Source organism: Halorussus aquaticus (assembly GCF_024218795.1).
Classification (GTDB): domain Archaea; phylum Halobacteriota; class Halobacteria; order Halobacteriales; family Haladaptataceae; genus Halorussus; species Halorussus aquaticus.
Window position 1 is genome coordinate 3,196,189 of the sequence record NZ_CP100400.1, and the last position, 26,994, is coordinate 3,223,182.

Genomic DNA, 26,994 nt, shown 5'->3' on the forward strand with positions numbered 1-26,994 from the left:
CGAACAACCGGCGGGAATTGCGGCTTCCGGTGACGGCTCTCGGACAACGTCTCCCTCGTTCGCATCTCCGACCGTTCGCCACACCCGCGACACGCCTACTCCGGGTTCGCCAGCCGCGTCCGTCGCTCCGGAACGTGGACGCTCGACGGAACGACCTGTCTGAACTCGCCTGTCTCGCGGCTCACTCGCCCCAGCGTCAACCAGTCGGTGACGCCGCTGGCTCCGCAGACGACGCACTGCCCGGCGATGCGGCCCTCGATGTCGGGCCAATCGACGCCGACCTCCACGAACCCCTCCGCGAGGAAATCCGCCTGCTCGCACCCGCAGAAGTCGTGGCGCGCGAGGAGCCACAGCTGGCTCACCGGGACCGACCGCGAGTCGTTGACGCTGAGCCAGGCCCCGTCGTCTAGCTGGTGGACGGATACGACCATACGACCGTGGAGTACCAGCCGGGGGGTAAGGGTGTCGCCGTCCGCGACGCTTGCCGACTGTCACGCGATTCGCTGACACCGGAGTACCGCCGAAACCCGCGACGCTGGCCCGACGCCGTCTCTCCGCGACCGTCTCCGCCGACCGAGCGCCGTCGTCGGTACCGGAGAGAACCGCCTCTGTATCCGAGCATCGGTAGCGATTACGGACGAGCGCGGCCTTATCTACGTCGTCTGCGTACAACGTATCAATGACCGCCGAGGAAACACTCGACGAGCCGCCCGCGAGCGACGAATCGACAGACGAGCGGAGCGAACGCGAGCGGAGTCATCTAGAGGACGTGGAAGACGGGGCGGGGTGCACCGAAATCTGGGAACACCTGAGCGAACGCCGCGAAGACGAGACCGACGAGGAGTAGGTCGGTGGTTCGGAGCAGTACGACCGGCAGTATTCTCTCCGCCCGTCACCGCCGGAGCGCCGCGTCTGGCAGTACGCACGCTCTCGGTTCTGAACACTCCCGGTTGTGAACGCGATACCCCTCGAAACACGAGTCTCTCGCCTCGGGATACTCTCCGCTCGTCTATACTGGTTCAGCCCTCGGCGGAACTAAATACGGCTGGATAGGACGAGTTCGCGGTCGGTGAGGAGTTACCGCAAAACGAGACTACCGAGACGAGAAATGGGGTGCGCCCGCCGGTCGGTCGAGTACCGCTACTCGATGTATCCGAGCGCTTGGTCGATGCGACCGAGTTCCGGCCCCGTCGTCTCCTGTCCGACGACGTAGCCGTGTTTGTTGGCGAGCAGTCCCGACCCGACGAGGGGAGCGCCGTAGTTGATGGTGCCGATGTCCGCGGGCACGTCCAGCACTTCCTCCAGTCGGTCGAGTTGGTCGTCAGTCGCCTTCGGGTGACAGAGGACGCCCTCGTTGGTGGCGACGGCGGCGGTGCCGACCGTCCGCACGTCGGCGAGGTTACCTCGCTCCACGTCCACTTCCAGCGCCTCCTCGACGGCCCGCATCGCGTCGCGCGAGAGGTCCGGGTGGACGTAGGCCCCCTTGTCGTTGGCGAGGACGACGTTTCCCGCGGCGTTTATCTTGCCCGGTAGTTCGGTCACGTCGAGTTCCGTGACGTCGGCGATTCGGTCGCGCTCGCGGTCGGTGACGCGACTGCTGACCAGCAGTCCGTTCTCGTTGCCGACCGCCAGCGCGCCGACGGTCGAAGAGCCGCCGACCGTGGTCTCGACGGCTTCGACGTCGAGTTCGTCGCTCACGTCGGCGATTACGTCGTCCTCCAGGTCCGGGCGGACCAGCAGGTGCTCGTCGGTCGCGCGAGCGAAGACCCCGACGTAAGACGATCCGACGAAGGCGGCGCGGAGCAAAGCTCTACTCGGCGTGTTCCGCTTCGACGATGGTCTCGCCCTCTTCCTCGAATCGGGCGGCGCGGACGCGAAGCTTGCTCGGGGGCTTCTTGCGGCCGCGCGACCAGACTTCCTCGTTGATGGAGGGGTCGAGACGCACTTCGTCGTCCTCGACCTTGAAGTGCTGCGAGAGGTGGTCGCGGACGAGCGACATCGCCTTGTCGGCGCGTTCGTGCTTCGGTGCGGCCTTGGCGTCGCGGAGCGGCACCGTGATGACGCGCTCCTCGAAGTCGTTCGCGCTCATTATTCGTCGGTGTCCTGACGCCGCCAGTTACGGCGCTTCGGGTTCTGCATCGTCTCGCGGTCGGTCTTCATGATGACCCACGCCGGAACGCGACTGTTCTGACGGTCGAGTTTGGACAGGCGCTTTTTCTTCGCTTTCGACTTCTTGCTCATGGTACCACGTTCTTCCCCGCCGTAGCTTAAAATCTTGTTCCTTTGGGGTCGCTCGCCCGCGTCAGGTCTGCACCGAACCCTCGCCCGCCGAGAGGGCGGCCTCGAACCGCTCGCTCGTTCGGACGTCCGCGAGATATCGCGGTTCGTCCGGGTCTTCGGGCCGGTCTCGTAACTGCGACTGCCACCACCCCACGTCGCGCCACTCCCCGCGCTTGAAGCCGACCGATTCGTAGACGCCCACTCGCTCGAAGCCGAACGACTCGTGGAGCGCGACGCTCGCGGGGTTCGGAAGCGCGATACCCGCATAGGCGTTACAGAACCCCTGTAAACGTAGGATTTCGAACAGCGACTCGTAGAGACCCCGACCGACGCCCCGCCGTCGGTGGTCCGCCGCGACGTACACCGACACGTCCACCGACCAGCGGTAGGCCCCGCGCTCGCGGTGCCGACCCGCGTAGGCGTAGCCCGCGATTTCGTCGTCGATTTCACAGACCAGCCACGGGAACTCGGGGAAGGCGTCGGCGACCCGGTCGGCCATCTCCGCGTCGCTCGGCGGGTCGTCTTCGAAGGAGACGGCGGTGTTCCGAACTATCGGGGCGTACACGGACCGAATCGCGGGCGCGTCCCCCTCGTCGGCGAGCCGAATCATTCGAGCGCGAACGACTCCACCGTCGAGTACTCCGGTCCCTCGTCGGTCAGTACGCTCTCAGTCAGGCGAATCTCGGTGACTTCGGTGGTGCCGACTGTCGGGTCCAACTCCTCGACGTTCTCCTGAACCAGTTCCTTGCCGCCAGCGTGTTCCATCCGCGCGAGGGTGACGTGGGGCGTGAAGTCGTGGTCCTCGGGGTCGAACCCGAGCCTCGTCACCTCGCGCTCGATGGCCTCGTGGAGGGCGGTCATCTGCTCGCCCCCCTCGCTCACGCCGAGCCAGAGGACCTTGATGTACCCGATGTCCGGGAAGACGCCGACACCGTCGTAGGTCGCCTCGAAGGGTCCGACTCCGGACTTCTCGATAGCCCGCTGGACGGCGTTCTTCACCCGCGGGAGTTCGCCCTGATTCACGTCGCCGAGGAACTTGAGCGTGACGTGGGCCTGCTCGGGGTCGGTGAAGTTCAGGCCGGTCGCGTCCGCGAACTGCGCTTGGACCTGCTCTACCTCGGCGGCGAAATCGTCGGGCAAGTCGATGCTCACGAAGAGTCTCATTCGTTTCGATTTCGTGGGTGGCGTGCTTGAAGGTGGGTGGTCGTGAGGACGGGCGGCCGGACGTGAATCGGCCTCGGTGGTCTCCTGCGGAACCGAACTGAATTCGGGGACAGAGAGGGCATCCCCGCCCGATTCCTATGGCGTAGTCCTTAACACCGCTGAACGCCAAACACCGAGACATGACTGACCCCGAGGACCACGACTTCTCCGAGGACGAGCGGTTCGACGACCCCTACGAGGGGTTCGACCTCGACCCGCCCGAGTTGGACGTGGACCCCGACAAGGTGGACCCGGTGGACTCCCGCGTCGTCGCCGACCTGCTCGACCAGCAGAACGTCGGCGACCACGTGGACGTGGAGGAACTCATCGACGTGGGCCTGAACTACATGCGAATCAACCGCTTCGAGCAGGCCGCCGACACCTTCGAGCGCGCCGCCCAGTTCGCCCCCGACGACAGCAAACTCGAACAGGAGGCGTGGACGAACAAGGGCGCGGCCCACGCCGAACTCGACGAGTGGGACGCCGCCATCGGCGACTATCAGGAGGCCATCCGCATCGACGAGGACAGCGAACACGCCGCCACCGCCGAGACGAATCTGGCCTACGCCCTCTGGGAATCGGGCCGGAGCGAACAGGCGCTCGAACACGCCGAGAAGGCGGTCGAAATCGACGAGCGGTTCGCCGAGGCATGGTTCAACCGCGGGTTCTTCCTGCTCGAACGCGGTCTCGCCGAGGACGCCCTGACCAGCCTCGAAAACGCCATCCGACTCGGTCTGCGCAACTCCCAGATATTGGACGAGAAGGCCCGCGCCCTCGAAGAACTCGGTCAGTACGACGAGGCCGAGGAGATTGCAGAGGAGGCCGAGGAACTGCGCGAACAGGCCGAACAGGAACTCATCGACGAACAGGAGGAACAGCGACGACAGCAATGATACTCAACGAGCGCGAGACCGACGAGGGGTTGCTCGTCGCGGTCTGTGACGACGACGTTCTCGGCGAGACGTTCGAGGACGACGGCGTCTCGCTGACCGTCACCGAGGAGTTCTACGGCGGCGAGGAGGCAGACGAACAGACCGTCGTGGACAGTCTCGCCCGCGCCTCGGTCGCCAACCTCGTCGGGACCGAAGCGGTCGAACTCGCGATTCGAGAGGGGTTCGTGGACGAGGCGAACGTCCTCGACGTGGAGACGACCCGCCACGCCCAGTTTCTCCGGATGTAGCTACTCCTCGGCGGCGCTCTCGGTTTCGCCGCCGGTCCCTTCGTCACCGTCGCTGGACCCGTCGCCATCGCCGAGCATCGGGAGGTTGACGACCATCAGCGACAGCACCGAAATCCCCGTCACTCCCGCACCGACCGACGCCAGTCCGGTGTCGAACGCGATGGCCGCCACCGCGTGGAACGCGCCGACGAACGCGAGACCCAGCAGGAGCAGGTTCGCGCCGAGTCGTCGTTTGGAGACCATACGATGGCATCGGGTCGCAGGGTCTTAATCCCGTCCCCGAGTTCTCTCTTCGCCTTCGGTTTCGTCGCCCGAACGTAGCGGCCGCGACGAAACCGGTTCCGGTTACGGACCGTCGCCGGGACCGAAGGAATGTTCTTGCTAGAAACCGTATCTCCGCCCAATGGGACTGCAACAATCGGACTCGCTCGACGTCGCGCGCATCCGGGAGGACTTTCCGATTCTCCAGCGGGAGTTCGACGGCCAGCAGGTCGTCTATCTCGATAACGGCGCGACGAGTCAGAAGCCGAATCAGGTCATCGACGCCATCGCCGACTACTACCGCAACTACAACGCTAACGTCCATCGCGGCATCCACCAGTTGAGCCAAGAGGCCTCCATCGCCTACGAGGAGGCCCACGACACTGTGGCCGAGTTCGTCGGCGCGGACGGCCGCGAGGAGATGATTTTCACGAAGAACACCACCGAGGCCGAGAACCTCGTGGCCTACGCGTGGGGCCTGAACGAACTCGGGCCGGGCGACGAAATCGTCCTTACCGAGATGGAACACCACGCCTCGCTGGTGACGTGGCAACAGATCGGCGAGAAGACCGGCGCGGACGTGAAGTACATCCCCGTGACCGAGGACGGCTACCTCGACATGGACGCCGCCGCCGAGATGATCACCGACGACACCGAGATGGTCAGCGTCCTCCACGTCTCGAACACGCTCGGGACCGTCAACCCCGTCTCGGAACTCGCCGACCTCGCCCACGACCACGACTCGTACATCTTCGTTGACGGCGCGCAGTCGGTGCCCAACCGTCCGGTGGACGTGAAGGACATCGACGCCGACTTCTACGCCTTCTCGGCCCACAAGATGGTCGGACCGACCGGCGTCGGCGGTCTCTACGGCAAGCGCGAAATCCTCGAAGCGATGGAGCCGTTCCAGTACGGCGGCGACATGATAAAGAAGGTCACCTTCGACGAGGCCAAGTGGAACGACCTGCCGTGGAAGTTCGAGGCCGGGACGCCCGTCATCGCGCAGGGCATCGGCTTCGCCGAAGCGGTCGAGTACCTCGAAGACGTGGGCATGGACGCGATTCGCCGCCACGAGGAGACGCTGGCGGAGTACGCCCTCGACCGGATGGCCGAGTTCGACGACATCGAAATCTACGGCCCGACCGACCCGACCGACCGCGGCGGACTCGTCGCGTTCAACCTCGACGGGGTCCACGCCCACGACCTCGCCTCCATCATGAACGACCACGCGGTCGCCATCCGGGCGGGCGACCACTGCACCCAACCGCTCCACGACAAACTCGGCGTCGCGGCCTCTGCGCGGGCGTCGTTCTACCTCTACAACACCACCGACGAAATCGACGAACTGATGGACGCCATCGACAGCGCGCGGCAGTTGTTCGCCTGACAGTACGACTTTTCATCGACGTTTTGCGAGGGCGCGACTCGCGAGTCGCGCCCGAAGTAAAAGGTCGGACAGCGCGCGGCAGTTGTTCGCCTAATCCGACTCCTTTTTCCGGCTTTCCTGTGTTTCGGGTGATATGAGACAGAAGGTGCGCGAGCGCGCCGAGACGTACTTCGACGGCGTTTCGGCGAGCAAATCGAGCCGAGGCTCGTCAGAGCTTCGCTCTGACGGCGTCTCTCCGTCTCACGACTGGCACCACGTCCGGCGAGTCGCCAGACTCGCCGAGACGCTCGCCGAAGAGACGGAACCGGGGAGGATAGATGAGGACGTGCTGTTCGCCGCGGTCTGGCTCCACGACATCGGCCGGGCGAAGGAGGACCGCGGCGAAATCGACGACCACGCCGAGTGGGGCGCGACGGAGGCGGGCGAAATCCTCCGCGACCTCGGTGCAGGCGACGAGACCGTCGAAGCGGTCCAGCACTGCATCCGGGCGCACCGCTACTCCAACGACGTGGAACCCGAGACCCGCGAGGCCGAAATCCTCTCCGACGCCGACAACCTCGACGCGCTCGGCGCGGTCGGAATCGCCCGGTGTTTCTCCTACGGCGGCGAACTCGGCAGTCCGATGCACGACCCCGACCTGCCGCCGGAGGCCGACGAGACCGACGCCGGAGCGACGCAGTTCAACCACCTCCACAAGAAAATCCTCGCGCTCCCCGAGCGAATGTACACCGAGGCTGGCCGGGAAGTCGCCGAGGAGCGCCGGGCGTACGTCGCCGACTTCGCCGAGCGGTTCGAGCGCGAGGTCGCGGGCGATGCCTGAAATCTGACAGTCAGGAATCGGCCGTGTTTTATCGCATCGGTCCAACCATCCGGACATGGTAGACTGGACTATCGCGTCCCTGATGGCGATTCACGTACTGATGGCCGTCCTCTGGACCGGCGGCTACCTCGTGACCGGGATGCTCGTCCTGCCCGCGGCCCGGCGCAACGACGCGCCCGGGTTCGCGCTGGACGTGCTGGACTCGCTGAAGTGGTTCGCGTTCGGCGGTATCGTGGTGATGGGCGCGTCGGGCGGCGGCGCGCTCTGGTACCTGTACGACAACGAACTCCCCGAGGGGCTTCGCGGCACCGCACTCATCGCCATGATGACCCTCTACGGCGTCTTCGCGCTGACGAGCGTCTGGTCGTGGTACGAGACCAAGACCGCCCGCGAGGCGAGCGTCCGCGAACTCCCGACTCGACTGAAGATGGCGTTCCGGACGAACTCGCTGGTCGCCACCCTGCTGGTGGTGGACGCCGCGCTCATCGGCTACGCAGTGTAGTCGCGCAATTGCGTCTGCGCAACCCTTTTACGCCGTACTCACCTATCTGCGTTCAACAATGGGCATGGGCTCGGACATGTATCGCCAGCAGATTCTCGACCACTACAAGAACCCGCGTAACTACGGGGAACTGGAAGAGAAGACCTACTCTCACGCTGGCGAGAACCCGATGTGTGGCGACGAAATCACGATAGACGTACAGCTCGACGAGGACGACGAGGTCATCGAGCGAGTCGCGTTCCGCGGCGACGGCTGCGCCATCAGTCAGGCCAGCGCGAGCATGCTGAGCAAGGAGCTGAAGGGCATGCCCGTCGCGGAGATGCGGGAACTCGACCGCGACGACGTTATCGACATGCTCGGGGTGGACATCAGCCCGATGCGGGTCAAGTGCGCGGTCCTCGCCGAGAAGGTCGTGCAGGACGGCGCGGAGATTTACGAGGGCGAGAAGGACCTCGACAAGACGACGACCGAAGACGACGACGAGTAACCCGGCGGTTCCGTTTTTCACCGCGAGCGGACGTAGCGATTCGTCTACTCCAGCCAGCGACGCCATTCTGTGATACCATCACGACCGGCCCATCAGAAATCGGTCACACGAGGTCGTAGTATTCGGAGAACACCTCGACCGTCGCCTTGAACAGCGCGAGGACGATGGGACCGACGAAGATGCCGATAGCGCCGAGGAAGTACGCCGCACCGAACACCCCGAGGAGGACGACCCCGGAGTGAAGCGACGACTCCTTGTCGATGACGAGCGCGCGCAGGTAGTCGTCGGTGATCGCGACGACCGTCATCCCGTAGACGACCAGCAGAGCGGCCGCGAGCGGTCGTCCCTCTACGACGAGATAGATGGTCGCACCGCCCATGACCGGAGCGACGCCGACTATCGGGACCATCGCCAGAAACATCATCACGACCGTCCAGAAGGCGGCGTCGGGGACTCCGAGTACGAAGAGACCGAGTCCGGAGACGAACCCCTGTAGAGAGGCGACGAAGACGTGGCCCTTCAGGACTGCCCACGTCACTTCCTCGGCCGCGCCGTAGAGTCGGTTCTGCACGCCCTCCGGAAGCGGCGTGACGTCTTTGGCCCAGCGAACGAGAGTGTCTCCGTCCTTGAGCAGGTAATAGAGGAGGAAGAGGAACAGGAGAACGCCGAGGAAGACGTGGATGCCGGTACTCGCCAGACCGGAACTCCGTTCGGCGACCATCGACCCGAGACTCTCGATGAACCCACTGACTTGGGGTCCGATCTGAACGCCGACGGTTCGTTCGACGAACCGCTCCGCCGACCGGAACGTGGGCAGTTCGCTCAGACTCGTCGGAACGTCGCCGACGCCTTCGAGTGCGGCCCTGACGAGGAACGCGGCCGGTCCCACGAAGAGCACGACCGTCACGGCGACGAGCAGGAGCGCGGAGACGCGCTCCCCGATTTCGGGTGCTAACCGCCGCTGGGCCGGTGTGAGTACGAACGCCACTAGCATCGCCGCGAGGAGGTAATCGAGGAACGGCCTGACGACGAGTATCGAGAGAACCGCGAGCGTGCCGACCAGAACGACGGCGAACGCGGTTCGGGCCTTCATGTATCCCCATAGACGCGACTGGCGCGTAAAGGCAGACGGGCCGACTCGACGGCTAGGGTCGTGTGTGTACGCTTCAACCGGCCAGTCTCGGCTGTCGCGCCGATCGAATTTCTACGACTACAGAAACGAAGAATCGAGAACGGAGAACCGAGAACGAATACCGTTTACTCGGGCTTCAGACCGGCGTCTTGGACGCGCATCACGGCCTCGCCGTCGGCGAGGTTGGGCGCGTCCACGAGGCGGACGATACGCTTGTCGCCCTTCGATTTCCGGAGATAGATGCGGAACGTGGACTTGTGCCCGAGGATGTTCCCGCCGATGGGTTGGGTCGGGTCGCCGAAGAACGAGTCGGGGTTGGACGCGACCTGATTCGTCACGACCACGGCGGTGTTGTGGAGGTTACCCACCTTGTCGAGGTCGTGGAGGTGCTTGTTGAGTTTCTGCTGGCGCTCGGCGAGTTCGCCACGGCCGACGTACTCCGCGCGGAAGTGGGCCGTCAGCGAGTCCACGCAGAGCAGGCGGACGGGGTACTCGTCGTCCTGCGTCTCGTTGGCGAGTTCCTCGGCCTTCTCGGCCAGGAGCATCTGGTGGTTGGAGTTGAACGCCTTGGCGACGTGAATCTTGTCGAGGAAGTCCTCGACGAGTTCCTCCATCGCCTCGTCGTCGTCGGGCGTGCCCTCGATTTCGCGCTCGTCCATCGCGGCCTGAATCGCCTCGTCCGGGAGACCCCGAACCATGTCGTCGATACGCTCGGGTCGGAACGTGTCCTCGCTGTCCACGAACATGGCGCTCCCGCCGAGACCGCCGTGTTCGCGCGGAAGCTGGACGTTGACCGCGAGCTGGTGGGTGACCTGAGACTTCCCGGCACCGAACTCGCCGTACACTTCGGTGATGGACTGGGTCTCGACGCCGCCGCCCAGAAGCTCGTCCACCTCGTCGATTTTCCACTTGAGCTTGCCGATCTTCTCGCGGCGTTCCAGCACGGCCGCGCCGGTCTCGAACCCGCCCACGTCGGCGGCCTCGCGGGCCGCCTGAACGATGTCGGAGGCGGTCGAGTCGCCGACGTCGGCGGTGTTCGAGAGTTCGCTAAGGGCCGCGACCGCGAGGCCCTCGTAGGAGTCGAAGCCTGCGTCTCGGAGCTTTTCCGCCGTCGCCGGACCGACGCCCGGCAGTTCTTCGAGGTCTACGTCTGCTGCCATCGTACACTTCGCTTGTGCGCCCCATCATATAAACCCCCGCTAACACCATAGTGAAAGTGAAAATGACGGACGTGGACGGGATGGTCGAATCCGACCACCGGGGTTTAAAATGGAAAACTCGCGCGCCGAACGACAGCAGAGAGTCCGTCGGGAACGCGTCTCACGAACGGCGGGTCTCGCCGTTCCGAACTCATCCGAGGTCGGCGTCTTCGAACCGCCAGTACCCCGCGACGACCGGGGCGAGGCCCCACGCGAGCAACACGACCGCCGAGAACCAGTTTTCTAGGTAGAACGGAACTTCGCCAACGAGACGATTGGCGAGTGCGAGTTGCTCGGGCGTCGCAGTTGTCGGGACGTCTTCGAGGGGGAACTGGGGGACCTCGCTCACCCGCTGGTCGAGGGCCGCACCGGCGAGGACGCGGTACGCTTCGAGCGGGTTGAGGCGCTTCAGGAGGAAGTACCACGGCTCGGCCCGGAGACCCGGGAGCGAACCGGTAACCGCGTAGTACGCCCCGACGGCCACCGGTTTCCAGAAGAACACCATCCCCACGAACGACCCGACGGTGAGCGTCATCGCTCGGCCACGGGTCGCCGCCGCGGCGGACCCGCCGACGGCCACTCCCGTGAACGTCAGGCCGACCAGTACGCTGGCGGCGACGAACCCCCCGAACGTCGCGGCGTCGGGGGCACCGTACAGCACCGCGACGAGGACGCTGGCCGCGGCAAATCCGACCGCTAACGCCGTGCCGGTGACGAGTCCTCGCCCGGCGAGTTTCCCCACCACCACGTCGAACCGGGTGAACGGGTAGCTCAGCAACACCCGCAGGCTCCCCGACCGGCGCTCGCCGACCACGGACATGTAGCCTGCGACCAGTGCGATACCCGGGACGAACAGTTGCGCGAGCATCGCCACCCCCGTCAGCGCCATCGCGGCGTCGACGGTCACGGGGTCCGGAAAGAGCTGTTCGGCCGAGAGCAGCGACATCGCGAGGAAGGCCACGAAGACCGCGATGATTCCCCAGAGCAGTTTCGAGCGCACGGCGTCTTCGAAGTCCTTGCGGGCCACGTCCGCCCACGTCGCCGTCACGCCGACACCCCCTTTACGGTGACCGGTTGCTCGTCCTCGGTGTCGGGACCACCGTCGGTCGTGTACGCCGCGAACACGTCTTCGAGGGAGGCCGCTTCGGAATCCACGTCGAGTATCTCGACACCGGTGTTCGCGAGTCGCGTGACGACTCGCGCTTTCGCACGCGAGTCCGAACACTCGACGCGGAGGATGCCGTCCGCCGACGCCGCCGACTCGACGCCCGCGACGTCGGTCACGTCTAACTCGACGGGGTCGGTCACGCGCAGGCGCAGTTCGGAACCGGCACCGACGGTCCGTCGAAGCCCTTCGACGGTATCGACGGCCACCAGTTCGCCGTCGTCGAGGATTCCGACGCGGTCGCAGACCGCCTCGACCTGTCCGAGAACGTGGCTGGAGAAGAACACGGTCGTTCCGCTCGCGGCCTCCTCCCGGACGAGTTCGCGCATCCGCCGGATGCCGTTGGGGTCCAACCCGGCGGACGGTTCGTCGAGGACGAGCAGGTCGGGGTCGCCGACCAGCGCCATCCCGAGCGCGAGTCGCTGGGCCATCCCCTTCGAGTAGTCGCCGACCGACCGAACGGCGTCGTCCCGGTCCAGTCCGATCCTGTCGAGCACTGCGTCGGGGTCGTCGTCGGCGTCCTTCCACTCGGTCGCGAACTCGAGGTGGCGGCGTCCCGTGAGGCGGTCGTAGAGGCCGAACCCTTCCGGGAGGACGCCGACGCGTTTTCGGAGCGTCTCGGACTCGTCGCGAACGTCCATACCGAGTACCGTCGCGGTCCCCTCGGTGGGGCGCACGTAGTCGAGTAGCACGTCGATGGTCGTGGACTTGCCCGCGCCGTTCGGCCCGAGGAAGCCGAACACCTCGCCCTCCTCGACCCGCAGGTCGAGGTCGTCGACGGCCACGACGCCTCCGTCGAACCGTTTCGTGAGTCCGTCTGTTTCGATGGCGGTCATCGTCGTGGCCGTACCGCGAGCGTGACCAAGGTCCGTTCCCCGGATATGCTGGGACGGTTTATATTCCCGGGAGCGACAGACCAGACGGTCACTCCGGGCGGAGGGACGGCGTGGCACCTCACGATTTATTGACTCTCGGGATGTGGTACTGGGTATCATGAAGGAGGCCCGCGTGACAATCAGTGACCCGGAGTTCGACGCGATGGGCGTCGCGGGACTCGTGTCGCTCTGTCGCGAAGCGGGGCTTCGGAACGTCGAGGAACTCGTCTGCCGCGGAACCGGTGCCGTCGTGCAGGTGGAGGTGGAGACGCCGCTCGACGAAGCGCGCCTCTCGTCGCTCGACTGCGTGGACCGGTGGGAGCGCGTCGCCGAACTGCCCGACGCGCGACTCTACGTCGTCGCGTTCACGGCACCGGAACTCCCCGAACGCCTCGCGGACACCGCGGACGACCTCGTGGGCACCTGCGACCCGGCGGTGACCGACCGCGGTGCGACCGTGTCGTTCGTGGGACCGCAGGAGACGATAGCCAGTATCGTCGAAGCGTACGAAACCGCAGGCGTCTCGCCCGACCTCAGGAAACTGGGAGCGTACGACGGCGACGACCGACCGCTCGACGAGTTGACCGACCGCCAGCGCGAGGCGATACGGACCGCCTACGAGATGGGGTACTACGAGGTGCCGCGAGAGGCGACGACCGAAGACGTCGCCGCCGAGTTCGGCGTCGATTCCTCGACGGTCGCCGAGCATCTCCAGCGCGCCGAGCGCAACCTACTGGGCCACCACCTGTAGCACCGATTGCCCGGACGCTGGTCTCGCCCGGGGGACGCCGCGTCACTCCCACGGGTGCCGACCGCGAGTGTTCGGGAGGAGGGCGTACCAGTACTCCTTGTTCTCCTCGATGTCGAGTTCGCCGTCGAGGTTGCTCTCCAGTTTGAACTCCGCGCTGGAGTCGCGGTCGTTCGTCCCCTTCGGCACGAGGGGGTAGTACGCGCCCCGCCGGAACGAGTACACCCAGTAGGCGTACTGGCCGTCGGCGGTTTCACCGCCTCCCGATCGACGCGCCGTGGACGCGTCGCCCTTCTCGAACGCGAAGAGGGCCGCGAGCAGGCGCGACCCGTATCCCCGCTCCATCAGCGTGTCGGCGGCGAAGTTGAGGCTGGTCACGAGGTCCTCGAAGTCGTCGTCCCGGAGGATGACCCACGAGTAGCCGTAGTCGTCGGTGTGGGCCTCGGTCTCGGTGCCGGTCTCCTCCGCACCGACCTCCAGAATCTCGTGTACCTCTTCGACCGTGTCCGCGAAGTCCGCGCTATCGACCTCGGAGAAGCAGAGCGCGGCCTCGCCGACCGCCTCGTAGCCCAGTTCGGCCTCCATCGTGATGTAGGCGGTACTCATCCCGAACAGGTCGTCGGGGTCGGCCTTCCGGGTCGCGTCGGTCTCGGCGCGGATACCCAGCACTTCCCGCAGTCCGTCGAGCAGTCCCATGACTACGCATACGGACTCCCCGATAAAAAGCCGTGTCTCCCGGCGGTGTCCTGTCTCCCGGTCGCGCCACGTCCTCGGTCACGCGACGTTCTCGGTCGTACCGAGCGCACGGGGAATCACGCGAAAACCCGACCGTATGGCGGTTCGGACCGGTCTCAGTCGTTCGAGACGTGCAACACCACCTCGTAGAGGCGACCGTCGTATCCGATGCGCTCGCCGGTCGTCTCCTCCGGGAGCGCGCCGAAGACGCGTTCGAGGAGCGCGCGATAGTCGGCCGAGAGGTCGCCCGACTCGGCGTACTCGCCGGACGTAGCCCTCTCGAAGATGGTTCGCTGACTCCCCGAGAGATTCGTCTCGTCCAGCCAGACGCCGACGACTTCGTCGCGGACGAACTCGCGGAACGCGGTCGTGGAGTTCGCCACCTTCGTCGCGGCGTAGGTGTACTCCGTCTCGGTGAGTCGGCGGCGTTCGACGGTGAGTCGCACGACCGAACCGCCGTACTCGACGTACTCGTACTCGGGTTCGGGCAGTAGTTCGCTCACCTCTGAGTCGCGGTTACGGAGGACGTGGAACTCGCGCTCTTGTCCGCTCATATCGTCCGGGTCGCCGCGACTCGTTGCCGTCCTCGCCACCCGTCTCACCGCGTGGTCGTCCGCCCGAGGGTACGCCGCCAACTCGACGGCCTTCCGCTCGGCCGCCTCGCTCTCGGCGACCGCACCGCGGAGTATCGGCCGCTCGTGTGTCCGTCGCCCGGTCTCCTCGACGGTGACGCGATAGAACCGACCGCCGTACTCGACCAGCGTCGGGCCGTCGAGGACGGTGTGGCCGTACGTCCGCGGTTTCCCGTCGAGCGCCGACGAGAAGACGTTCAACGTCTCGTCCGGCAGTTCTCCGGCTTGCATCGCGAAGTTCACTCGAATCCCATCGTCACCGATAGGGTGCGCCTCCAGCGTGTAGCGTGTCTCGCGCGCCACGGTTTCCGCCCGGGGCCGGTTACACCCGGCGAGCCACGGGACTGCGGCACCGACGCCAGCGACGAACCGACGTCTGTCCATGCGAGAGAACGTTCGGAGAAACGACGAATAGTTTCGGGTTCGGACCGACTACATCTCGCGTTCGAGCTGCCGAAGTCGCTCGACCCGCTTCTCCGTGCTCGGATGCGTGCTGAACACCTTGCCGATGAAGTCGTTCTTCAGCGGGATGATGAAGAAGGCGTTCATCTCGGACTGCTCGCGGAAGTCGTCCTTCGGAACCTTGCTCATGCCGCTGTCGATAGTCATCAGCGCCGACGCCAGCGCCGAGGGCTTGCCCGTGATGGTCGCGCCCCCGCGGTCGGCCGCGAACTCGCGGTAGCGCGAGAGCGCCCGGATGAGCAGGAAGCTGATCACCCAGACCACCAGCGACGCCGCGATAGCGACCCAGACCTGCGGTTGTCCCTTCTCGCGGTTCCCGCCGCCGAACCACCAGCCCCATCGGACGACGAGGAAGGCGATGGTCGAGAGGAACGACGCGATGGTCATCACCATCATGTCGCGGTTCTTCACGTGGGCGAGTTCGTGGGCCAGCACGCCCTCCAACTCGTCGCTGTCGAGCGTCTTCATCAGACCGGTCGTCACCGCGACGGCGGCGTTCTTCTGCGAGCGCCCGGTGGCGAACGCGTTCGGGACTCTGCTGTCCACGACTGCCACCTTCGGTTTCGGTAGGTCGGCCTGCTGGGAGAGGCGGCCCAGCGTCCGATGGAGTTCGGGATACTCGTCCTCGCTGACCTGCTTCGCGCCCATGCTCCACAGCGCCAGTTTGTCGCTGAAGAAGAACTGGCCGAGCGAGAACGCCCCCATCACCAGCACGATTCCCAAGAGGCTCGCGTACTGGGAGAGGACCGCGATGAAGACGATGTATAGCACGAACAGCAGGAACATCGTGAGGGCCATCCGGCCCCGAAGTCCCCAGTCTGCTTTCCACTTCATATGCGACCATAGGGTTTCACCCCGTTTAAACGTTCGTCGGCCGCCCGCGGTCGCTCCGTGCCGGAACCGGCGGGCGGTTCGAGCGCCGCCAAATCTACTTGGTCCTCGCCGTGTCAGCTCTCGACGATGTCTCGTCAGTCTCCGGACCCCGTCCGTCGCGTCGGGGTCGCCACCGGACTCACCGTCCTCGGAGTGGTTCTCAGCGTTATACTGTCGATTCCGGCGCTCGCCGTCTCGCTGAACGCGCTCGCAGAGTTCACCGTCGCGCTCGTCCTCTCGGAACTGGGGTTCGTCGCGGCCGCACTGCTGTTCCTCCGGGTCACCGACCGGGGTATCGACTCCCTCCGCGTTCGCGTTCCGACTCCGAGCGCGCTCGGGGTCGTCGTCGCGGGAACGGTCGCGCTGTTCGTCTACCGATTGGTCGCCATCCTGACCGCGCAGGCCGTCGGTCTCCCGCTCGCGGGCAACTCCGTCACGCAACTCGCCGAACAGGGCGTCCTGAACACCCTGCTCCTGCTGGTCCCGCTGTCCGTCCTCGTCGTCGGCCCGGCCGAGGAACTCCTCTTCCGCGGAGTCATCCAGTCGTACCTCGACGGCGCGTTCTCGCGCGGACCCGCCGTCGTCCTCGCCAGCGTCCTGTTCGCGCTGGTCCACCTGCCGACGACGTGGGTCGCCACTCCCGACCCCCTCGCGGTCGGCGTGACGCTGACTATCCTGTTCGGTCTCTCGATTCTGCTCGGGTATCTCTACGTCTGGACCGATAATCTGGTCGTCCCGATTCTGGTTCACGGTCTCTACGACGCCCTGCTGTTCGGACTGGCGTACGTGGTGTTGTCGTCGGACGCGGTTTCGGAGGCCGTTTCTGTCGCGTTCTATCGGTGATAGTCGTACGGAACTACCCTAGTCGTGTCTGCAATCATACAAAGTGTTGATGCCCCTTCACGTAGGAGTGTAGCAGATAGTCGGGGACCATCTCCGGCGGAGGATACATGCATCGACTCAGGGTGGTTGCCGCGATTTGTGTCCTTCTCGTACTCGTCGGTAGTTCCATCGCGTTCACACCGGTCGATGACTCCGACAGTTTACTCGACACACCGAGGCAAACTTCGGGGCAAGACGGGTCAAACGAGGTTCCGGACGTTCAGATAATTCCGAAGGAAGACTTAATCCTGCGCGACCAGTCCACGACGTTCGTCGTCCGTATCGAAGACGCCGACGATAGCGATGGAATCCTCATCTGCGTGGACAACCGAATCAATCGGCCTACTCGGACCGAGTTCCACAGTAAAGATGTCGTACCGTTCGACCTGCCCGCGAGTTTGGGATTTGGGTGTGCCGGGTCTGACGAAAGTCGGTACCTACCTGCGAGAGCAGTCGATACCGTCGAGTCGATTCCCGTCTCTATCGCCCCGTCCCCGACACGTAAACTTCCGATTGGAACGAACCGAGTCGATATCGAAACGAAATTCAAGAATCCTTCGTTAACGGTGTCTGAAGCATTTACTTTCGAAGTTGCTTGCCATATCAGCTGTCGGCTATCGTTACTGTGGCGCACCATCGTTCGACGCGCTGGACTCATAGTCGCGATTCTCAGTCTCCTCCTCGCCTTCTTCGGTCGGAAGAGAATCTGGGCAGCGCTCCGATTTCCGCGAGAGCGCGTGACCGGTCTGGGTGGTGGCGAACAGCGACAGGACATGGAGGCCGGTAGGGGGGAGTCGCGGCGCGACGAGTAGCGAGTTTCCGCCACCCCAACCGTTTACGTTCGGTTCACCGTAGCCTGAGACCGTGCCAAAGCAAGTCATCGTCACCGGCGGTCTCGGCCGCTCCGGTCGCTGGATAGCCGACCACCTCGCAGACGAGGGCTGGCGGGTCGTCTGCGTGGACCAGCACCACCCCGGATGGGAGATAGACGCCCGCGACAATCTCGACTTCCGGGCCGCGGACCTCACCGACCGCGGACAGGCCCTCGACCTGCTCGCCGACCTCGACCCCGACGCCGTGGTCCACTGGGCCGCGCTCCCTTCGCCGACGCGCCACGCCGGGGGTCGCGTCTTCGAGACGAACGTGCTGGCGGCCTACAACGTCCTCGTGGGCGCGGGTCGGGCAGGCGCACGCGTCGCGTGGGCCTCCAGCGAGAGCGCTTACGGCTACGCCTTTGCCGAGGAGAAGCGCCCGCCGGACCGACTGCCCATCCGGGAGGCCCACGCCCTCCGGCCCGAGGACCCTTACGGCACCTCGAAGGTCGTCGGCGAGGAGGTCGGCAAGATGGTGGCGCGCCGGTTCGGCGTCCCCGTGGCCGCCGTCCGGCCCTCGTGGATACAGTACCCCGGCGAGTACGAGTGCGTGGACGCCCGCGAGGACCTCACTGCGGGCGCGGGTAACTTCTGGTCCTACGTGGACGTGCGCGACGTGGCGACCCTCGTGGCGGCGGCGCTGGAGGCGGACTTCTCCGGACACGAACCCTTCCACGCCGCCGCGGCGGACAACTATCTGACGATGCCCATCGAGGACGCGCTCCGAGAGTGCTTCGGCGAACTGCCCGACGACTGCAACGTCTCGGGCGACGACGCGGCGCTCTCGGTGGGGAAAGCCGAGGAGGTGCTGGACTGGGAACCCGACCACTCGTGGCGCGATGCGGCCGACGAGGCGGTCGAAGGGCCGGAGTTGGTACGTGGGAAATGAGTCCGGTCGCCCCCAACGCCCGCGTCGGCCGAACGCTCACCCCGCTAGCAACCCGGCGTTACCTCGGAGTAGCGACGCGGTTGGTTTCCCATCAGTACCGTTACCGACGAATACCGGGTCGCCGGACGGTTCACTTCGGACCGCTCGGTGTCGGTTCCGATTCGGCAACTCGGGCCGCAGTGGGTGAGTAGCCATGCCTCGCGTACCGTCCCCGAGGGGCCGAATCACGCTCGACCCGAGCGGTAGTCCTGAAAGCGTGCGACGAACCGTCCGGTCGTAGAGTATTCGCTTACGGAAGGCGGGACCTTGGCGATTACGACCGCGTAATCTCAACGTGACCGAATGAGATATAATTTCTCTGCCGAACGATGGTCGTGATTGAACTACTCCAAAGTGGCCCATGGTAACATGGCACAAAACTGGAAGCCATCCACGACAGCGTCCCGACGGACGGTCCTCAAACTCCTCGGCACAGCGGTAGCGACGACAGGGAGCGTCGGCGCGGCGGCCGCGCGGGACCAACCAGCGAGCGGTACGCTGGAGAAGGTCGGTCACGCGCTGCTCTCGGACGCCGAAGGGGGATACACCGAGGCCGCCATTCGAGACGACGGTCGGTACGGCCTCACGGGGAGTTTCCTCGGGAGCGGAGGGAGTTACCTCGTCGACCTCCAAGACCCGAGCGACCCGACGGAAGTCCACCGACTCCCGTCGTCGCCGCTGGTCAGGAACGCCGACGTGAAGTTCGACAGTCGAGACGGACTCTACTACCGGTCGGAGGAACCGAACAGGGACGACGTGACGGTGGACGGCGTCGCCGTCATCGACTACGGGTTCGCCGAGGGGTCCCCCGAGAACCCGGTCTTCCTCTCGCAACTCAACGCCGGACCGACGCACAACCTCTTCCCGCACCCGAACGCCCCCGTCGTGTACACAGTGAACGCCCACCACGGCGAGTTCGGTCTGGACGTCTTCGACGTCAGCGACCCGGCCAATCCGACGAAAGAACGAGTGGCCGGACCGCCGGGCGAACTTCACGACGTCGTCGTCGACCCGGAGAACGAACACATGCACGCGGCGTACATCGGCGGAGAGACGCGAGGCTACGTCGTCCTCGACGTGAGCGACCCGCTGAAACCCGCGGAAATCGGCCGGTTCAGCTACGAGGGGAAGCCGACGTACAGCGACGCGGGAATCGTCGGGTTCGAGAACTGCCACTTCGCGGACTACGACCCCGAGCGGGGGATCGGAATCGTGGGCGACGAGATGGCGTACGGCATCCCCGGCGGGAAGCACTTCTTCGACATCGGCTGGAAGGACGGGTCGCCGAGCGACCCGAAACACGTCGGGTTCACCCGGTCGCCCAACGCCGAGATGATGGACCCCGACCCCGACGAGGACGGCGAGGTCGAGGGATGGGAGTCGTACGACTGGACGACGCACAACCACGACGTGGTGCCGAGGGGCGACCGGTCGCTGCTCGTCAGCGGCGACTACCTCGAAGGGATGGTCCTCTACGACGTGACGGACCCGACGAACCCGACGCCCGTGGACCGGTACGCCACGGACGACATGGCCGACCAAGCCGAAGGGCCGATATTCGGCGTAGGGGGCGCGCCGTTCTGTTGGGGCGGTAACTACAACCGGGAGCGCGACCTCGTGTTCGCCAGCGACATGATTACGGGCGTGTACACGTTCCGGGTCAACGCGTAGCCTCGCGCACCGGCGACCGAACTCGGCCCCGGCGGTTTTCCTGTCGGCGACCGAACTCCCTCCATGAGTCGGCCCGACGGCGGAAGCGGTCTCCTCCTCGGCGCGGGGACGTTCGGTTTCGGACTCGGCGCGCTCCTCGACGTGGTGGTCTTCCACCTGATTCTCCAGTGGCATCACCTGCTCTCGGACCGCATCCGGACGACGACTCTCGACGGTCTGCGGGCGAACGTCTACTACGACGGCCTGTTCTCGCTGGCCATGGTCGGCGTGATGCTGGTCGGCGCGGGCCTGCTGTGGCGGGCGCTGAATCGGTCGGCGGAGTCGCGCTCGGCGGTGCGAGCGTTCGGCGGCGTCCTCGTGGGTGCCGGAGTGTTCAACGTCTTCGACGGAATCGTGGACCACTACGTGCTGAACATCCACGACGTGGTCCACGGGACGCAGGCGTTCAATCCCCACTGGGTCGGCGCAAGTCTGCTGCTTCTCGGAGCAGGGATTCTGGTCGTGACGAGGTAGCACCAGTCGCCGTTCTCTTCGTCGAATCCCGAAATCAAAATGGAGTCGGACCGGTGAGGAATCGCTGCACTTCGGAGCGGAGAGTCCGGGTCGAAACGTATCCTTCGCGGTGTTACGATTCGTGGAGACGTCTGTACAGTTCCGTCGGCAGGACGAGGACGTGAGGCGGGCCAGTTTCACCGCGGACGGAGAACACCGTCACGTTACCGACTTCGACCGTTCCGAGCACGTTCATCGTCGAGAGGTCGTAGCGGCGGCCCGAGTCGCCGACGCGATACATCTCACTCGTCACGTCTACGGACCCCGAAAGCGGGACGAGTATCGAAAGGACCGCGTCGGCTACCTTGAGAAGTACCGGAACGAGAACCACCGCCATTCCGAGAATTTGCTCCGAAACGTATGCTACCGAAGCTGTAGCGAACCACGCTCCCAGTAAGACTGCCGCCGAGAGTCGACCGATATCGATAGAGTCGAATACACTCCTTCCACCGATTCCCATCACTGTGATGACCTGTGCAAGCGAACGTTTCCCGCCGAACCTGTAGACTGTCAGCACGATACCGACGATACCGAGCGACGAAACGCCGGACAGCACGACGTACCGCCACGACTCGGAAACGAGGCGGTCTGACGACGGTGAGAGTAGGAGTAGTGGGACGTTCGAGAGGACGAAAGCGAGGAAGCCATACACGCCACCGAACTTTGCGTACGCGAACGCCCGAAGCGGTCGCCACGAATCGAAGTCGACTCGCCAACTGACGAGTCCCGGTCCCACGTTCTGGTTCGGTTCCATCGGTATCGCTGTCAGTCGAGATGTACTCGACGAGGAGGGAGAATTTTGCGGTCGTTCGGGGAGTCGAGTTCTCAGACGAACGGGACGTCCACGATCTACTTGTCGATGCACTGAACGACGGTTCCGCAGTCCACGAAGTACTTGAAGGCCTCACCGCGACAGATGTGGTTGTACGAATCCGCCACCCGCTTCTTCAGACTTAAACCCTCGAAACCCCTACCTCCCTCCATGACTACCGAGGCCCGCGAGTTCTGTCCGAACTGCGGGGACCCCATCGAGAACGACCCCGCCGAGCGGACGCCCCTCCCCGACGCAGTCGGCAAACGCGGCAGGGAACAGAAGCTCTGCGACTCGTGCTACTTCGACCGATTCGACCTCGTGGACGCGCCCGAGCGCATCGAGGTCCGCGTCTGCTCGCAGTGCGGCGCGGTCCACCGCGGCAACCGCTGGGTGGACGTGGACGCCCGCGACTACACCGACATCGCCATCGAGGAGGTCAGCGAGGCGCTGGGCGTCCACCTCGACGCCCACGACGTGTCGTGGCAGGTGGACCCCGAGCAGGTGGACCAGAACACGATTCGGATGCACTGTCACTTCTCGGGCATCGTCCGGGACACGTTCGTCGAGGAGGACGTGGTCGTGCCCGTGAAGATTTCACGCCAGACCTGCGACCGGTGCGGGCGAATCGCGGGGGACTACTACGCCAGCATCGTGCAGGTCCGCGCGGCGGACCGCACGCCGACCGCCGAGGAGGTCGAGCGCGCCGAGGAGATCGCCAACGAAATCGTCACCGAGATGGAGGCGACGGGCGACCGGAACGCCTTCGTCACGGAGGTCAGCGAGACCGACGACGGCGTGAACCTCAAGGTCTCGACCAACAAGATCGGCATGAAGATATCGCAGAAGATAGTCGAGGAGTTCGGCGGTAGCTTCTCGGACTCCGAGACGCTCGTGACCGAGGACGAGGACGGCGAGGAGGTCTACCGCGTGACCTACGCCATCCGCCTCCCGCCGTACTCGCCCGGCGAAATCATCGACCCCGAGGACGGGGACGGTCCGGTCCTCGTCCGGAGCGTCCGCGGGAACCTGAAGGGGACGCGCCTCACCACCGGCGAGGACTACGAGGCCCGCTTCGAGGAGGGCGACGCGCCCGAAGCGCGGCGACTCGGCCGCATCGACGACGCCGAGGAGACGACGCTCGTCGCGGTCGAGGACGAGCGCGCGGTGCAGGTGTTAGACCCCGAGACGTACCGGACGAAGACCATCGCTCGCCCCGACTTCGTGGACACGGACGCCGAGACGGTGCCGGTGCTGAAGAGTCGCGCGGGTCTCCACGTCGTGCCCGAACGAGACGAGGCGTAGGAGCGATGACGAGTCACCCCGACCTCGCCGCGGTCGTCCCCAAACCGGAGAGCGAGGCGACCATCGCGGCCCTGCAGGACGAAGGTGTCTACGACGTGACCCGGAAGGTCAGAGAGTTCGACGAGGAGACCGTCGCGCTTCCGGTGACCGACCCGCCCGAGCAGACGTCGGTGCTGAAGGTGGTCGAACAGGTGGACCCCGAGCGCAGACTGCCGGACCTCGACGCCCACCTCCGCGAGCGCGGATGGACCGAGGCGGAGATAGCGCGCGCCCCGGGGTCGTGGGCGGTCGTCGGCAGCGTCGTCCTCGTCACCTTCGGTGACACCGACGACTCCGACGGAGCGGCGGACATCGACCGCGAGGCGGTCGGCGAGGCGCTGCTGGACCTCCACGGCGAGGCCGACACGGTGCTGGCCCGCGAGGGCGTCTCGGGCGAACACCGCGAACCCTCCGTCTCCGTCGTGGCGGGCGCGGGCGACACGGAGACGGTCCACACCGAACACGGCACGCGGTACGCGCTGGACTTCGCCGAGGTGATGTTCTCGCCGGGCAACAAGGCCGAGCGCGCACGGATGGGCGAGGTGGTCGAACCCGGCGAGCGCGTCTTCGACATGTTCGCCGGAATCGGCTACTTCACCCTGCCGATGGCCCGCGCCGGGGCCGACGTGACCGCGGTCGAGCGCAACCCCGCGGCGTTCCGGTTCCTCGTGGAGAACGCGATGCTCAACGACGTGTCCGACCGCGTCTCGGCGTTCCGCGCGGACTGCCGCGACGTGGCGGTGGACCCGCCCGCCGACCGCGTGGTGATGGGCTACTACGAGGCTTCCGAGCCACGCTCGGAAGACAGTCGGGCGCCGCCCGACGCTTCCTACGAGTACCTCGACTCGGCCCTCGAAGCGCTGAAGCCCGGCGGCGTGGTCCACATGCACGAGGCGACGCCGGAGGACCTGCTCTGGGACCGCCCGGTCTCCCGACTCCGGGACGCCGCCGAGGACGCCGGACGCGAGGTCGAGATTCTCGACCGCCGAACGGTCAAGAGCCACAGCGAGGGCGTCTGGCACGTCGTCGTGGACGCGAGAATCGAGTAGTCGGCTTCCACCGCTGGTCCGTCCTCACATGTCCGACGTTACGGGTACAGACCACGCCCACGCACTCGGTGTTACGTTATTCGTGGATGCGCTCGGTGCGTCAAGCTACGAGACGCGCCGCGCGCTCGGTCGCGTTCGCGGTTCCGCGGCCGAGCGCGTACGCGGGGAGGGACGGGCGCGGTGCTGTGCGGTCGCGGTGATTCCTTGGCTCGAGCCTGACGCTAGCTTCTCGTCGCCGGACACCGGTTTCTCTCGTTCTCGACGACTTACCGGGGAACGGTTCGCGACCCCAGATTTATCATTCACCGTTCTCACGTCCGCGTATGCCCAAGTGTCCGTCCTGCGATGCCGACGCGGCGAACCCGAACTACCGTCAGCAGATGGTCGAACCCAAGTCGAACCGAGACGGCGTCACCGTGACCGCGACCACCGGCCAGCGCTACTGGATGGTGCTGTGCCCGAACTGCGACGCCGTCCTCGGAATTCTGGAGGACGACTGAGGTATCGAACTCTCCTTCGTCGCGAGGCGTCGTCGTCCGTGACCCAAACCGTTATTTCGCTCCCACCGCTTGCGTCCCGTATGGACGACGACACGCGACAGAAACTGATTTCGCTGTTCTTCGTGTTGCTGATGCTCAGCTCGGGCGTCGCCTACACGGTTTCGATTCTCTGAGTGGCGTTCAGCACGGAACGCCGTCTCGTTCCATCGCACCGAGTCCCCGATAGCGTCGCTACCGGTCAGCGCGGTGACGCTCAGGGTTCCGGACGAGCGACAGACTGCCTTCCGGCGTGAAGTCGTCGCGGCGACGCTCATCCGTTGGGCGGTCCTCGGCGAACTCGTCGATCCGATGACCACGGCGGGACTCGTCATCATCTTCGTCGGGTTCGCCTGCATCAAGCGCCGCGCGCTGTCGGACCTCGCGGCGTCGGTTCCGTAACCGCGAGGTGGTCTCCGCCGAAGGTCCCCGTCAACTTCGCTCCTCGCGCCTCATAGCCTTCTCCCACTCTCCTCCCACCCTCCTCACTCTACGTCCCACACGTCCGCCATCGGACTCTTGCGCCCGGTCGAGGTGCCGTCCGACGAATCGCCGTCAGACGACGCTCCCCCCGACGAACTACTGTCCGACGGACCGTCGCCGGAGGACTGCCCGGTCGCGGTCTGTCCGTCCGCGGAGCGGGACCCCGACCCACCGAGCGACCCCGACCCGCGACTCCGACCGCGACGAGTCGCACCCGCGTCCGCTCCGGCCGCCGACCGACTCGCGCTCCGCGGGTCGAACTCCGGCAGGTCCGGACGACTCATCTCCTCGACCTGTTCGGTGAACCACGGCGGCGTGTCGCTCTCCGCGCGGTCGAACACCTGCAGGAGACTCGAATCCGCGAGGTAGGTCGCGCCGTAGTCGTCGGGCGACCGGACCACCCGGCCGCAGGCCTGAATCACCGTGCGGAGCGCGGCCCGGTAGTACCACGCCCACTGGCCCTCTTCGAGGCGGTGGGCGACTCGGGAGTCGTTGGTGTTTAGGAACGGGGCCTTGCAGATGACCTGCCACCGGGCGAGGTCGCCTTTCAGGTCGAGCGCCTCCTCCATCTTGACCGAGAGGAACACCTCCTCGCCGTCGCTGGCCTTCCACGACTCCAGTTCTGCGTCCCGGTTCTCCTTGCCGTGAGTCCGGATTCGGTCGCCGACGCCGAACTCGTCGAGGCGGTCGGCGAGGCGCTCCTGAATCGCGTAGGAGTGGGCGTGGACGATGCCCTTCTCGCCGCGATGCTCCTGCATCACCCGAACGACGGTCCGGGCTATCTTCGGCAGGGTGTCGTCGCGGTGTTCGTAGGTCATTTTGCCCTGCGTCACGTCGTAGAGCGGCCGGTTCTCGACGGGGAAGGTGTGGCCCACGTCCACCAGCGCGACGTTCGCGGGGTCGAGTCCGACCTGCCGACAGAACGCCTGCTTGTTCAGAATCGTGGCCGAGAGGAGCGCGAACTTGTTCCCGCGGTCCCAGACGGTGTGGCTCAGGTAGCGCTCGGGGTTCATCGGCTTGATGGTAATCGCTCCGCCCTCCCCGTCGGGTTGGTCCACGACCCACGTCGTCGCGCTCTGGGAGTCGCGGTAGTCCTCCACGAACCAGTCCAATTCGCCGATGAGTTCCTGCAGTCGGTCGCGCTCGGCGACCTCCTCCGGACTCAGTTCCTGTTCGACTATCAGGTCGTCCTTCCGGCGCTCGCAGACGTTCTGGAGTCGGTCGGCGTACTCCACGGCGCGGTCCACTCCGGTCATCTCGGGCACCTTCAGGTCGTCCCAGATGGGGACCGTCCGGGAGTTCAGGTCGATGGCGGCGTACATCTCGGCCCACTCGGCGAGTCCGTGGGCCTCGTCGATGACCACGCAGTCGCGCTTCCGGAACACCTCCGACCCGGCGGTCCGCATGAAGTACGCCAGCGTCATCGCCGCTATCTCCCGACTGCTGGCGATGGCCCGGTCCGAGAAGTAGGGACACCGGTGTTTGACCGAGCAGTCGTACCCCTTCTCCCGGGCGCAGGGCGCGCGGTTGACCGGCGTGTTCGTCTCGCCCGGCAGGATGCACGAGTAGTTGCGCTTCCCGCGAATAATCTTCAAATCGTCCAGCAGGTCGTCCTCGGCCACGTCGTCCAACTGGGAGACCTGCGGCGTGGTGTAGTAGGCCCCGGTCGCGTCGCTCGGCGAGGCCTCGTCGGGCGTCCGAGCGCACCCGGCGATGGACCGCGCCAGCAGCGACTTTCCGCTCCCCGTGGGGGCGCGGACCAGCACCACGTCGTTCCCCTCGGCGAAGGCGTCCCTGATGTCTCCGAGGGCGTCGCGCTGGTTACCGCGGTAGGAAGGGGCGGGGAACTCGTCGAAAATCCGCTCGGGGTTCACTGTCCGAAGTCACGGCAGTGCGATAGATAAAGGCTATTGATTCCGGCGATT

General features: G+C 65.6%; 32 protein-coding genes. 16 read left to right on the plus strand and 16 right to left on the minus strand.

Features of this window, described 5'->3' with window-relative positions; genetic code table 11:
• Positions 1-95: 95 nt before the first annotated feature.
• Positions 96-431: a DUF8134 family protein gene (locus NGM06_RS16420; RefSeq protein WP_254267996.1), complete on the minus strand. Its 336-nt coding sequence runs from the start codon at positions 429-431 to the stop codon at positions 96-98.
• A gap of 248 nt (positions 432-679) precedes the next feature.
• Between NGM06_RS16420 and NGM06_RS16425 the strand changes: the two genes are divergently transcribed.
• A complete protein-coding gene (locus NGM06_RS16425; protein WP_254267997.1) occupies positions 680-847 on the plus strand; it encodes a DUF8595 family protein in 168 nt (55 codons plus the stop codon).
• 293 nt (positions 848-1,140) lie between these two features.
• Here NGM06_RS16425 and NGM06_RS16430 read toward each other — a convergent pair whose 3' ends face one another.
• From NGM06_RS16430 to thpR, 5 genes are all read right to left on the minus strand, one after another.
• Positions 1,141-1,806: a translation initiation factor IF-6 gene (locus NGM06_RS16430; protein ID WP_254267998.1), complete on the minus strand. Its 666-nt coding sequence runs from the start codon at positions 1,804-1,806 to the stop codon at positions 1,141-1,143.
• A gap of 4 nt (positions 1,807-1,810) precedes the next feature.
• Positions 1,811-2,089, minus strand: a complete 279-nt coding sequence (locus NGM06_RS16435; protein WP_163519631.1) for a 50S ribosomal protein L31e — start codon at positions 2,087-2,089, stop codon at positions 1,811-1,813.
• A complete protein-coding gene (locus NGM06_RS16440; RefSeq protein ID WP_163519632.1) occupies positions 2,089-2,241 on the minus strand; it encodes a 50S ribosomal protein L39e in 153 nt (50 codons plus the stop codon). Before NGM06_RS16440 ends, NGM06_RS16435 begins: the two co-directional genes overlap by 1 nt.
• Positions 2,242-2,302: 61 nt before the next feature.
• Positions 2,303-2,890 carry an arsinothricin resistance N-acetyltransferase ArsN1 family B gene (locus tag NGM06_RS16445; RefSeq protein WP_254267999.1) on the minus strand — a complete coding sequence of 196 codons (588 nt, stop codon included), beginning with the start codon at positions 2,888-2,890 and terminating at the stop codon, positions 2,303-2,305.
• Complete coding sequence (gene thpR, locus NGM06_RS16450; RefSeq protein ID WP_254268000.1) at positions 2,887-3,444, minus strand: RNA 2',3'-cyclic phosphodiesterase; 558 nt, start codon at positions 3,442-3,444, stop codon at positions 2,887-2,889. Before thpR ends, NGM06_RS16445 begins: the two co-directional genes overlap by 4 nt.
• A 179-nt stretch (positions 3,445-3,623) precedes the next feature.
• Here thpR and NGM06_RS16455 point away from each other — a divergent pair, with 179 nt between their 5' ends.
• Together NGM06_RS16455 and NGM06_RS16460 are read left to right on the plus strand one after the other, a co-directional pair.
• Complete coding sequence (locus tag NGM06_RS16455; protein ID WP_254268001.1) at positions 3,624-4,376, plus strand: tetratricopeptide repeat protein; 753 nt, start codon at positions 3,624-3,626, stop codon at positions 4,374-4,376.
• Entirely contained in the window at positions 4,373-4,663 is a 291-nt protein-coding gene (locus tag NGM06_RS16460; protein WP_254268002.1) for a DUF424 domain-containing protein, read from the plus strand. The genes NGM06_RS16455 and NGM06_RS16460 overlap by 4 nt, the downstream gene beginning before the upstream one ends.
• Here the strand turns inward: NGM06_RS16460 and NGM06_RS16465 are convergent, their stop codons facing one another.
• Positions 4,664-4,906, minus strand: coding sequence for a hypothetical protein (locus NGM06_RS16465; RefSeq protein WP_254268003.1), 243 nt, complete (start codon positions 4,904-4,906; stop codon positions 4,664-4,666).
• A 166-nt stretch (positions 4,907-5,072) separates the two neighbouring features.
• On the opposite strand from NGM06_RS16465, the gene NGM06_RS16470 reads away from it, so the two are divergent.
• The 4 genes from NGM06_RS16470 to sufU all read left to right on the plus strand — a co-directional run bounded on the left by NGM06_RS16470 (position 5,073) and on the right by sufU (position 8,120).
• Positions 5,073-6,311, plus strand: coding sequence for an aminotransferase class V-fold PLP-dependent enzyme (locus NGM06_RS16470; protein WP_368410496.1), 1,239 nt, complete (start codon positions 5,073-5,075; stop codon positions 6,309-6,311).
• A gap of 133 nt (positions 6,312-6,444) precedes the next feature.
• A complete protein-coding gene (locus NGM06_RS16475; protein WP_254268005.1) occupies positions 6,445-7,131 on the plus strand; it encodes an HD domain-containing protein in 687 nt (228 codons plus the stop codon).
• Between the two features lie 55 nt (positions 7,132-7,186).
• Positions 7,187-7,633: a hypothetical protein gene (locus NGM06_RS16480; RefSeq protein WP_254268006.1), complete on the plus strand. Its 447-nt coding sequence runs from the start codon at positions 7,187-7,189 to the stop codon at positions 7,631-7,633.
• Between the two features lie 58 nt (positions 7,634-7,691).
• The gene (gene sufU / locus NGM06_RS16485; protein ID WP_254268007.1) at positions 7,692-8,120 is read left to right on the plus strand and encodes a Fe-S cluster assembly sulfur transfer protein SufU; all 429 of its coding nucleotides are present in this window, start codon (positions 7,692-7,694) and stop codon (positions 8,118-8,120) included.
• 103 nt (positions 8,121-8,223) lie between these two features.
• On the opposite strand, the gene NGM06_RS16490 is transcribed toward sufU, so the two are convergent.
• The 4 genes from NGM06_RS16490 to NGM06_RS16505 all read right to left on the minus strand — a co-directional run bounded on the left by NGM06_RS16490 (position 8,224) and on the right by NGM06_RS16505 (position 12,452).
• Positions 8,224-9,213: an AI-2E family transporter gene (locus tag NGM06_RS16490; RefSeq protein WP_254268008.1), complete on the minus strand. Its 990-nt coding sequence runs from the start codon at positions 9,211-9,213 to the stop codon at positions 8,224-8,226.
• 164 nt (positions 9,214-9,377) lie between these two features.
• Positions 9,378-10,412, minus strand: coding sequence for a DNA repair and recombination protein RadA (gene radA / locus NGM06_RS16495; protein WP_254268009.1), 1,035 nt, complete (start codon positions 10,410-10,412; stop codon positions 9,378-9,380).
• Positions 10,413-10,602: 190 nt separating this feature from the next.
• Positions 10,603-11,499 (minus strand): ABC transporter permease subunit, encoded by an 897-nt coding sequence (locus NGM06_RS16500; RefSeq protein ID WP_254268010.1) that lies wholly within the window; start codon positions 11,497-11,499, stop codon positions 10,603-10,605.
• Complete coding sequence (locus NGM06_RS16505) at positions 11,496-12,452, minus strand: ABC transporter ATP-binding protein (RefSeq protein ID WP_254268011.1); 957 nt, start codon at positions 12,450-12,452, stop codon at positions 11,496-11,498. The genes NGM06_RS16500 and NGM06_RS16505 overlap by 4 nt, the downstream gene beginning before the upstream one ends.
• Positions 12,453-12,609: 157 nt before the next feature.
• On the opposite strand from NGM06_RS16505, the gene NGM06_RS16510 reads away from it, so the two are divergent.
• Entirely contained in the window at positions 12,610-13,242 is a 633-nt protein-coding gene (locus tag NGM06_RS16510) for a helix-turn-helix domain-containing protein (protein WP_254268012.1), read from the plus strand.
• Positions 13,243-13,284: 42 nt separating this feature from the next.
• Here NGM06_RS16510 and pspAB read toward each other — a convergent pair whose 3' ends face one another.
• The 3 genes from pspAB to htpX form a co-directional block, all read right to left on the minus strand.
• Positions 13,285-13,935 carry a PspA-associated protein PspAB gene (gene pspAB / locus NGM06_RS16515; RefSeq protein ID WP_254268013.1) on the minus strand — a complete coding sequence of 217 codons (651 nt, stop codon included), beginning with the start codon at positions 13,933-13,935 and terminating at the stop codon, positions 13,285-13,287.
• 155 nt (positions 13,936-14,090) lie between these two features.
• Complete coding sequence (locus NGM06_RS16520) at positions 14,091-14,990, minus strand: hypothetical protein (RefSeq protein ID WP_254268014.1); 900 nt, start codon at positions 14,988-14,990, stop codon at positions 14,091-14,093.
• Positions 14,991-15,038: 48 nt separating this feature from the next.
• Entirely contained in the window at positions 15,039-15,902 is an 864-nt protein-coding gene (gene htpX / locus NGM06_RS16525) for a zinc metalloprotease HtpX (protein WP_254268015.1), read from the minus strand.
• Between the two features lie 126 nt (positions 15,903-16,028).
• Here htpX and NGM06_RS16530 point away from each other — a divergent pair, with 126 nt between their 5' ends.
• From NGM06_RS16530 to NGM06_RS16545, 4 genes are all read left to right on the plus strand, one after another.
• Positions 16,029-16,784 (plus strand): CPBP family intramembrane glutamic endopeptidase, encoded by a 756-nt coding sequence (locus tag NGM06_RS16530; protein WP_254268016.1) that lies wholly within the window; start codon positions 16,029-16,031, stop codon positions 16,782-16,784.
• Positions 16,785-17,687: 903 nt separating this feature from the next.
• Complete coding sequence (locus tag NGM06_RS16535) at positions 17,688-18,584, plus strand: NAD-dependent epimerase/dehydratase family protein (protein WP_254268017.1); 897 nt, start codon at positions 17,688-17,690, stop codon at positions 18,582-18,584.
• A 408-nt stretch (positions 18,585-18,992) separates the two neighbouring features.
• Positions 18,993-20,294: an LVIVD repeat-containing protein gene (locus NGM06_RS16540; protein ID WP_254268018.1), complete on the plus strand. Its 1,302-nt coding sequence runs from the start codon at positions 18,993-18,995 to the stop codon at positions 20,292-20,294.
• Between the two features lie 63 nt (positions 20,295-20,357).
• Positions 20,358-20,807 carry a DUF2243 domain-containing protein gene (locus tag NGM06_RS16545; protein ID WP_254268019.1) on the plus strand — a complete coding sequence of 150 codons (450 nt, stop codon included), beginning with the start codon at positions 20,358-20,360 and terminating at the stop codon, positions 20,805-20,807.
• A gap of 112 nt (positions 20,808-20,919) precedes the next feature.
• Here the strand turns inward: NGM06_RS16545 and NGM06_RS16550 are convergent, their stop codons facing one another.
• A complete protein-coding gene (locus tag NGM06_RS16550; RefSeq protein ID WP_254268020.1) occupies positions 20,920-21,498 on the minus strand; it encodes a hypothetical protein in 579 nt (192 codons plus the stop codon).
• A gap of 330 nt (positions 21,499-21,828) precedes the next feature.
• Here NGM06_RS16550 and NGM06_RS16555 point away from each other — a divergent pair, with 330 nt between their 5' ends.
• From NGM06_RS16555 to NGM06_RS16570, 4 genes are all read left to right on the plus strand, one after another.
• A complete protein-coding gene (locus NGM06_RS16555) occupies positions 21,829-22,962 on the plus strand; it encodes a 60S ribosomal export protein NMD3 (protein ID WP_254268021.1) in 1,134 nt (377 codons plus the stop codon).
• 5 nt (positions 22,963-22,967) lie between these two features.
• Positions 22,968-24,050 (plus strand): class I SAM-dependent methyltransferase, encoded by a 1,083-nt coding sequence (locus NGM06_RS16560; RefSeq protein WP_254268022.1) that lies wholly within the window; start codon positions 22,968-22,970, stop codon positions 24,048-24,050.
• 323 nt (positions 24,051-24,373) lie between these two features.
• A complete protein-coding gene (locus NGM06_RS16565) occupies positions 24,374-24,550 on the plus strand; it encodes a hypothetical protein (protein ID WP_254268023.1) in 177 nt (58 codons plus the stop codon).
• A 246-nt stretch (positions 24,551-24,796) separates the two neighbouring features.
• The gene (locus tag NGM06_RS16570) at positions 24,797-24,988 is read left to right on the plus strand and encodes a hypothetical protein (protein WP_254268024.1); all 192 of its coding nucleotides are present in this window, start codon (positions 24,797-24,799) and stop codon (positions 24,986-24,988) included.
• Positions 24,989-25,071: 83 nt separating this feature from the next.
• On the opposite strand, the gene NGM06_RS16575 is transcribed toward NGM06_RS16570, so the two are convergent.
• Entirely contained in the window at positions 25,072-26,943 is a 1,872-nt protein-coding gene (locus tag NGM06_RS16575) for a helicase C-terminal domain-containing protein (RefSeq protein ID WP_254268025.1), read from the minus strand.
• Positions 26,944-26,994: the final 51 nt, after the last annotated feature.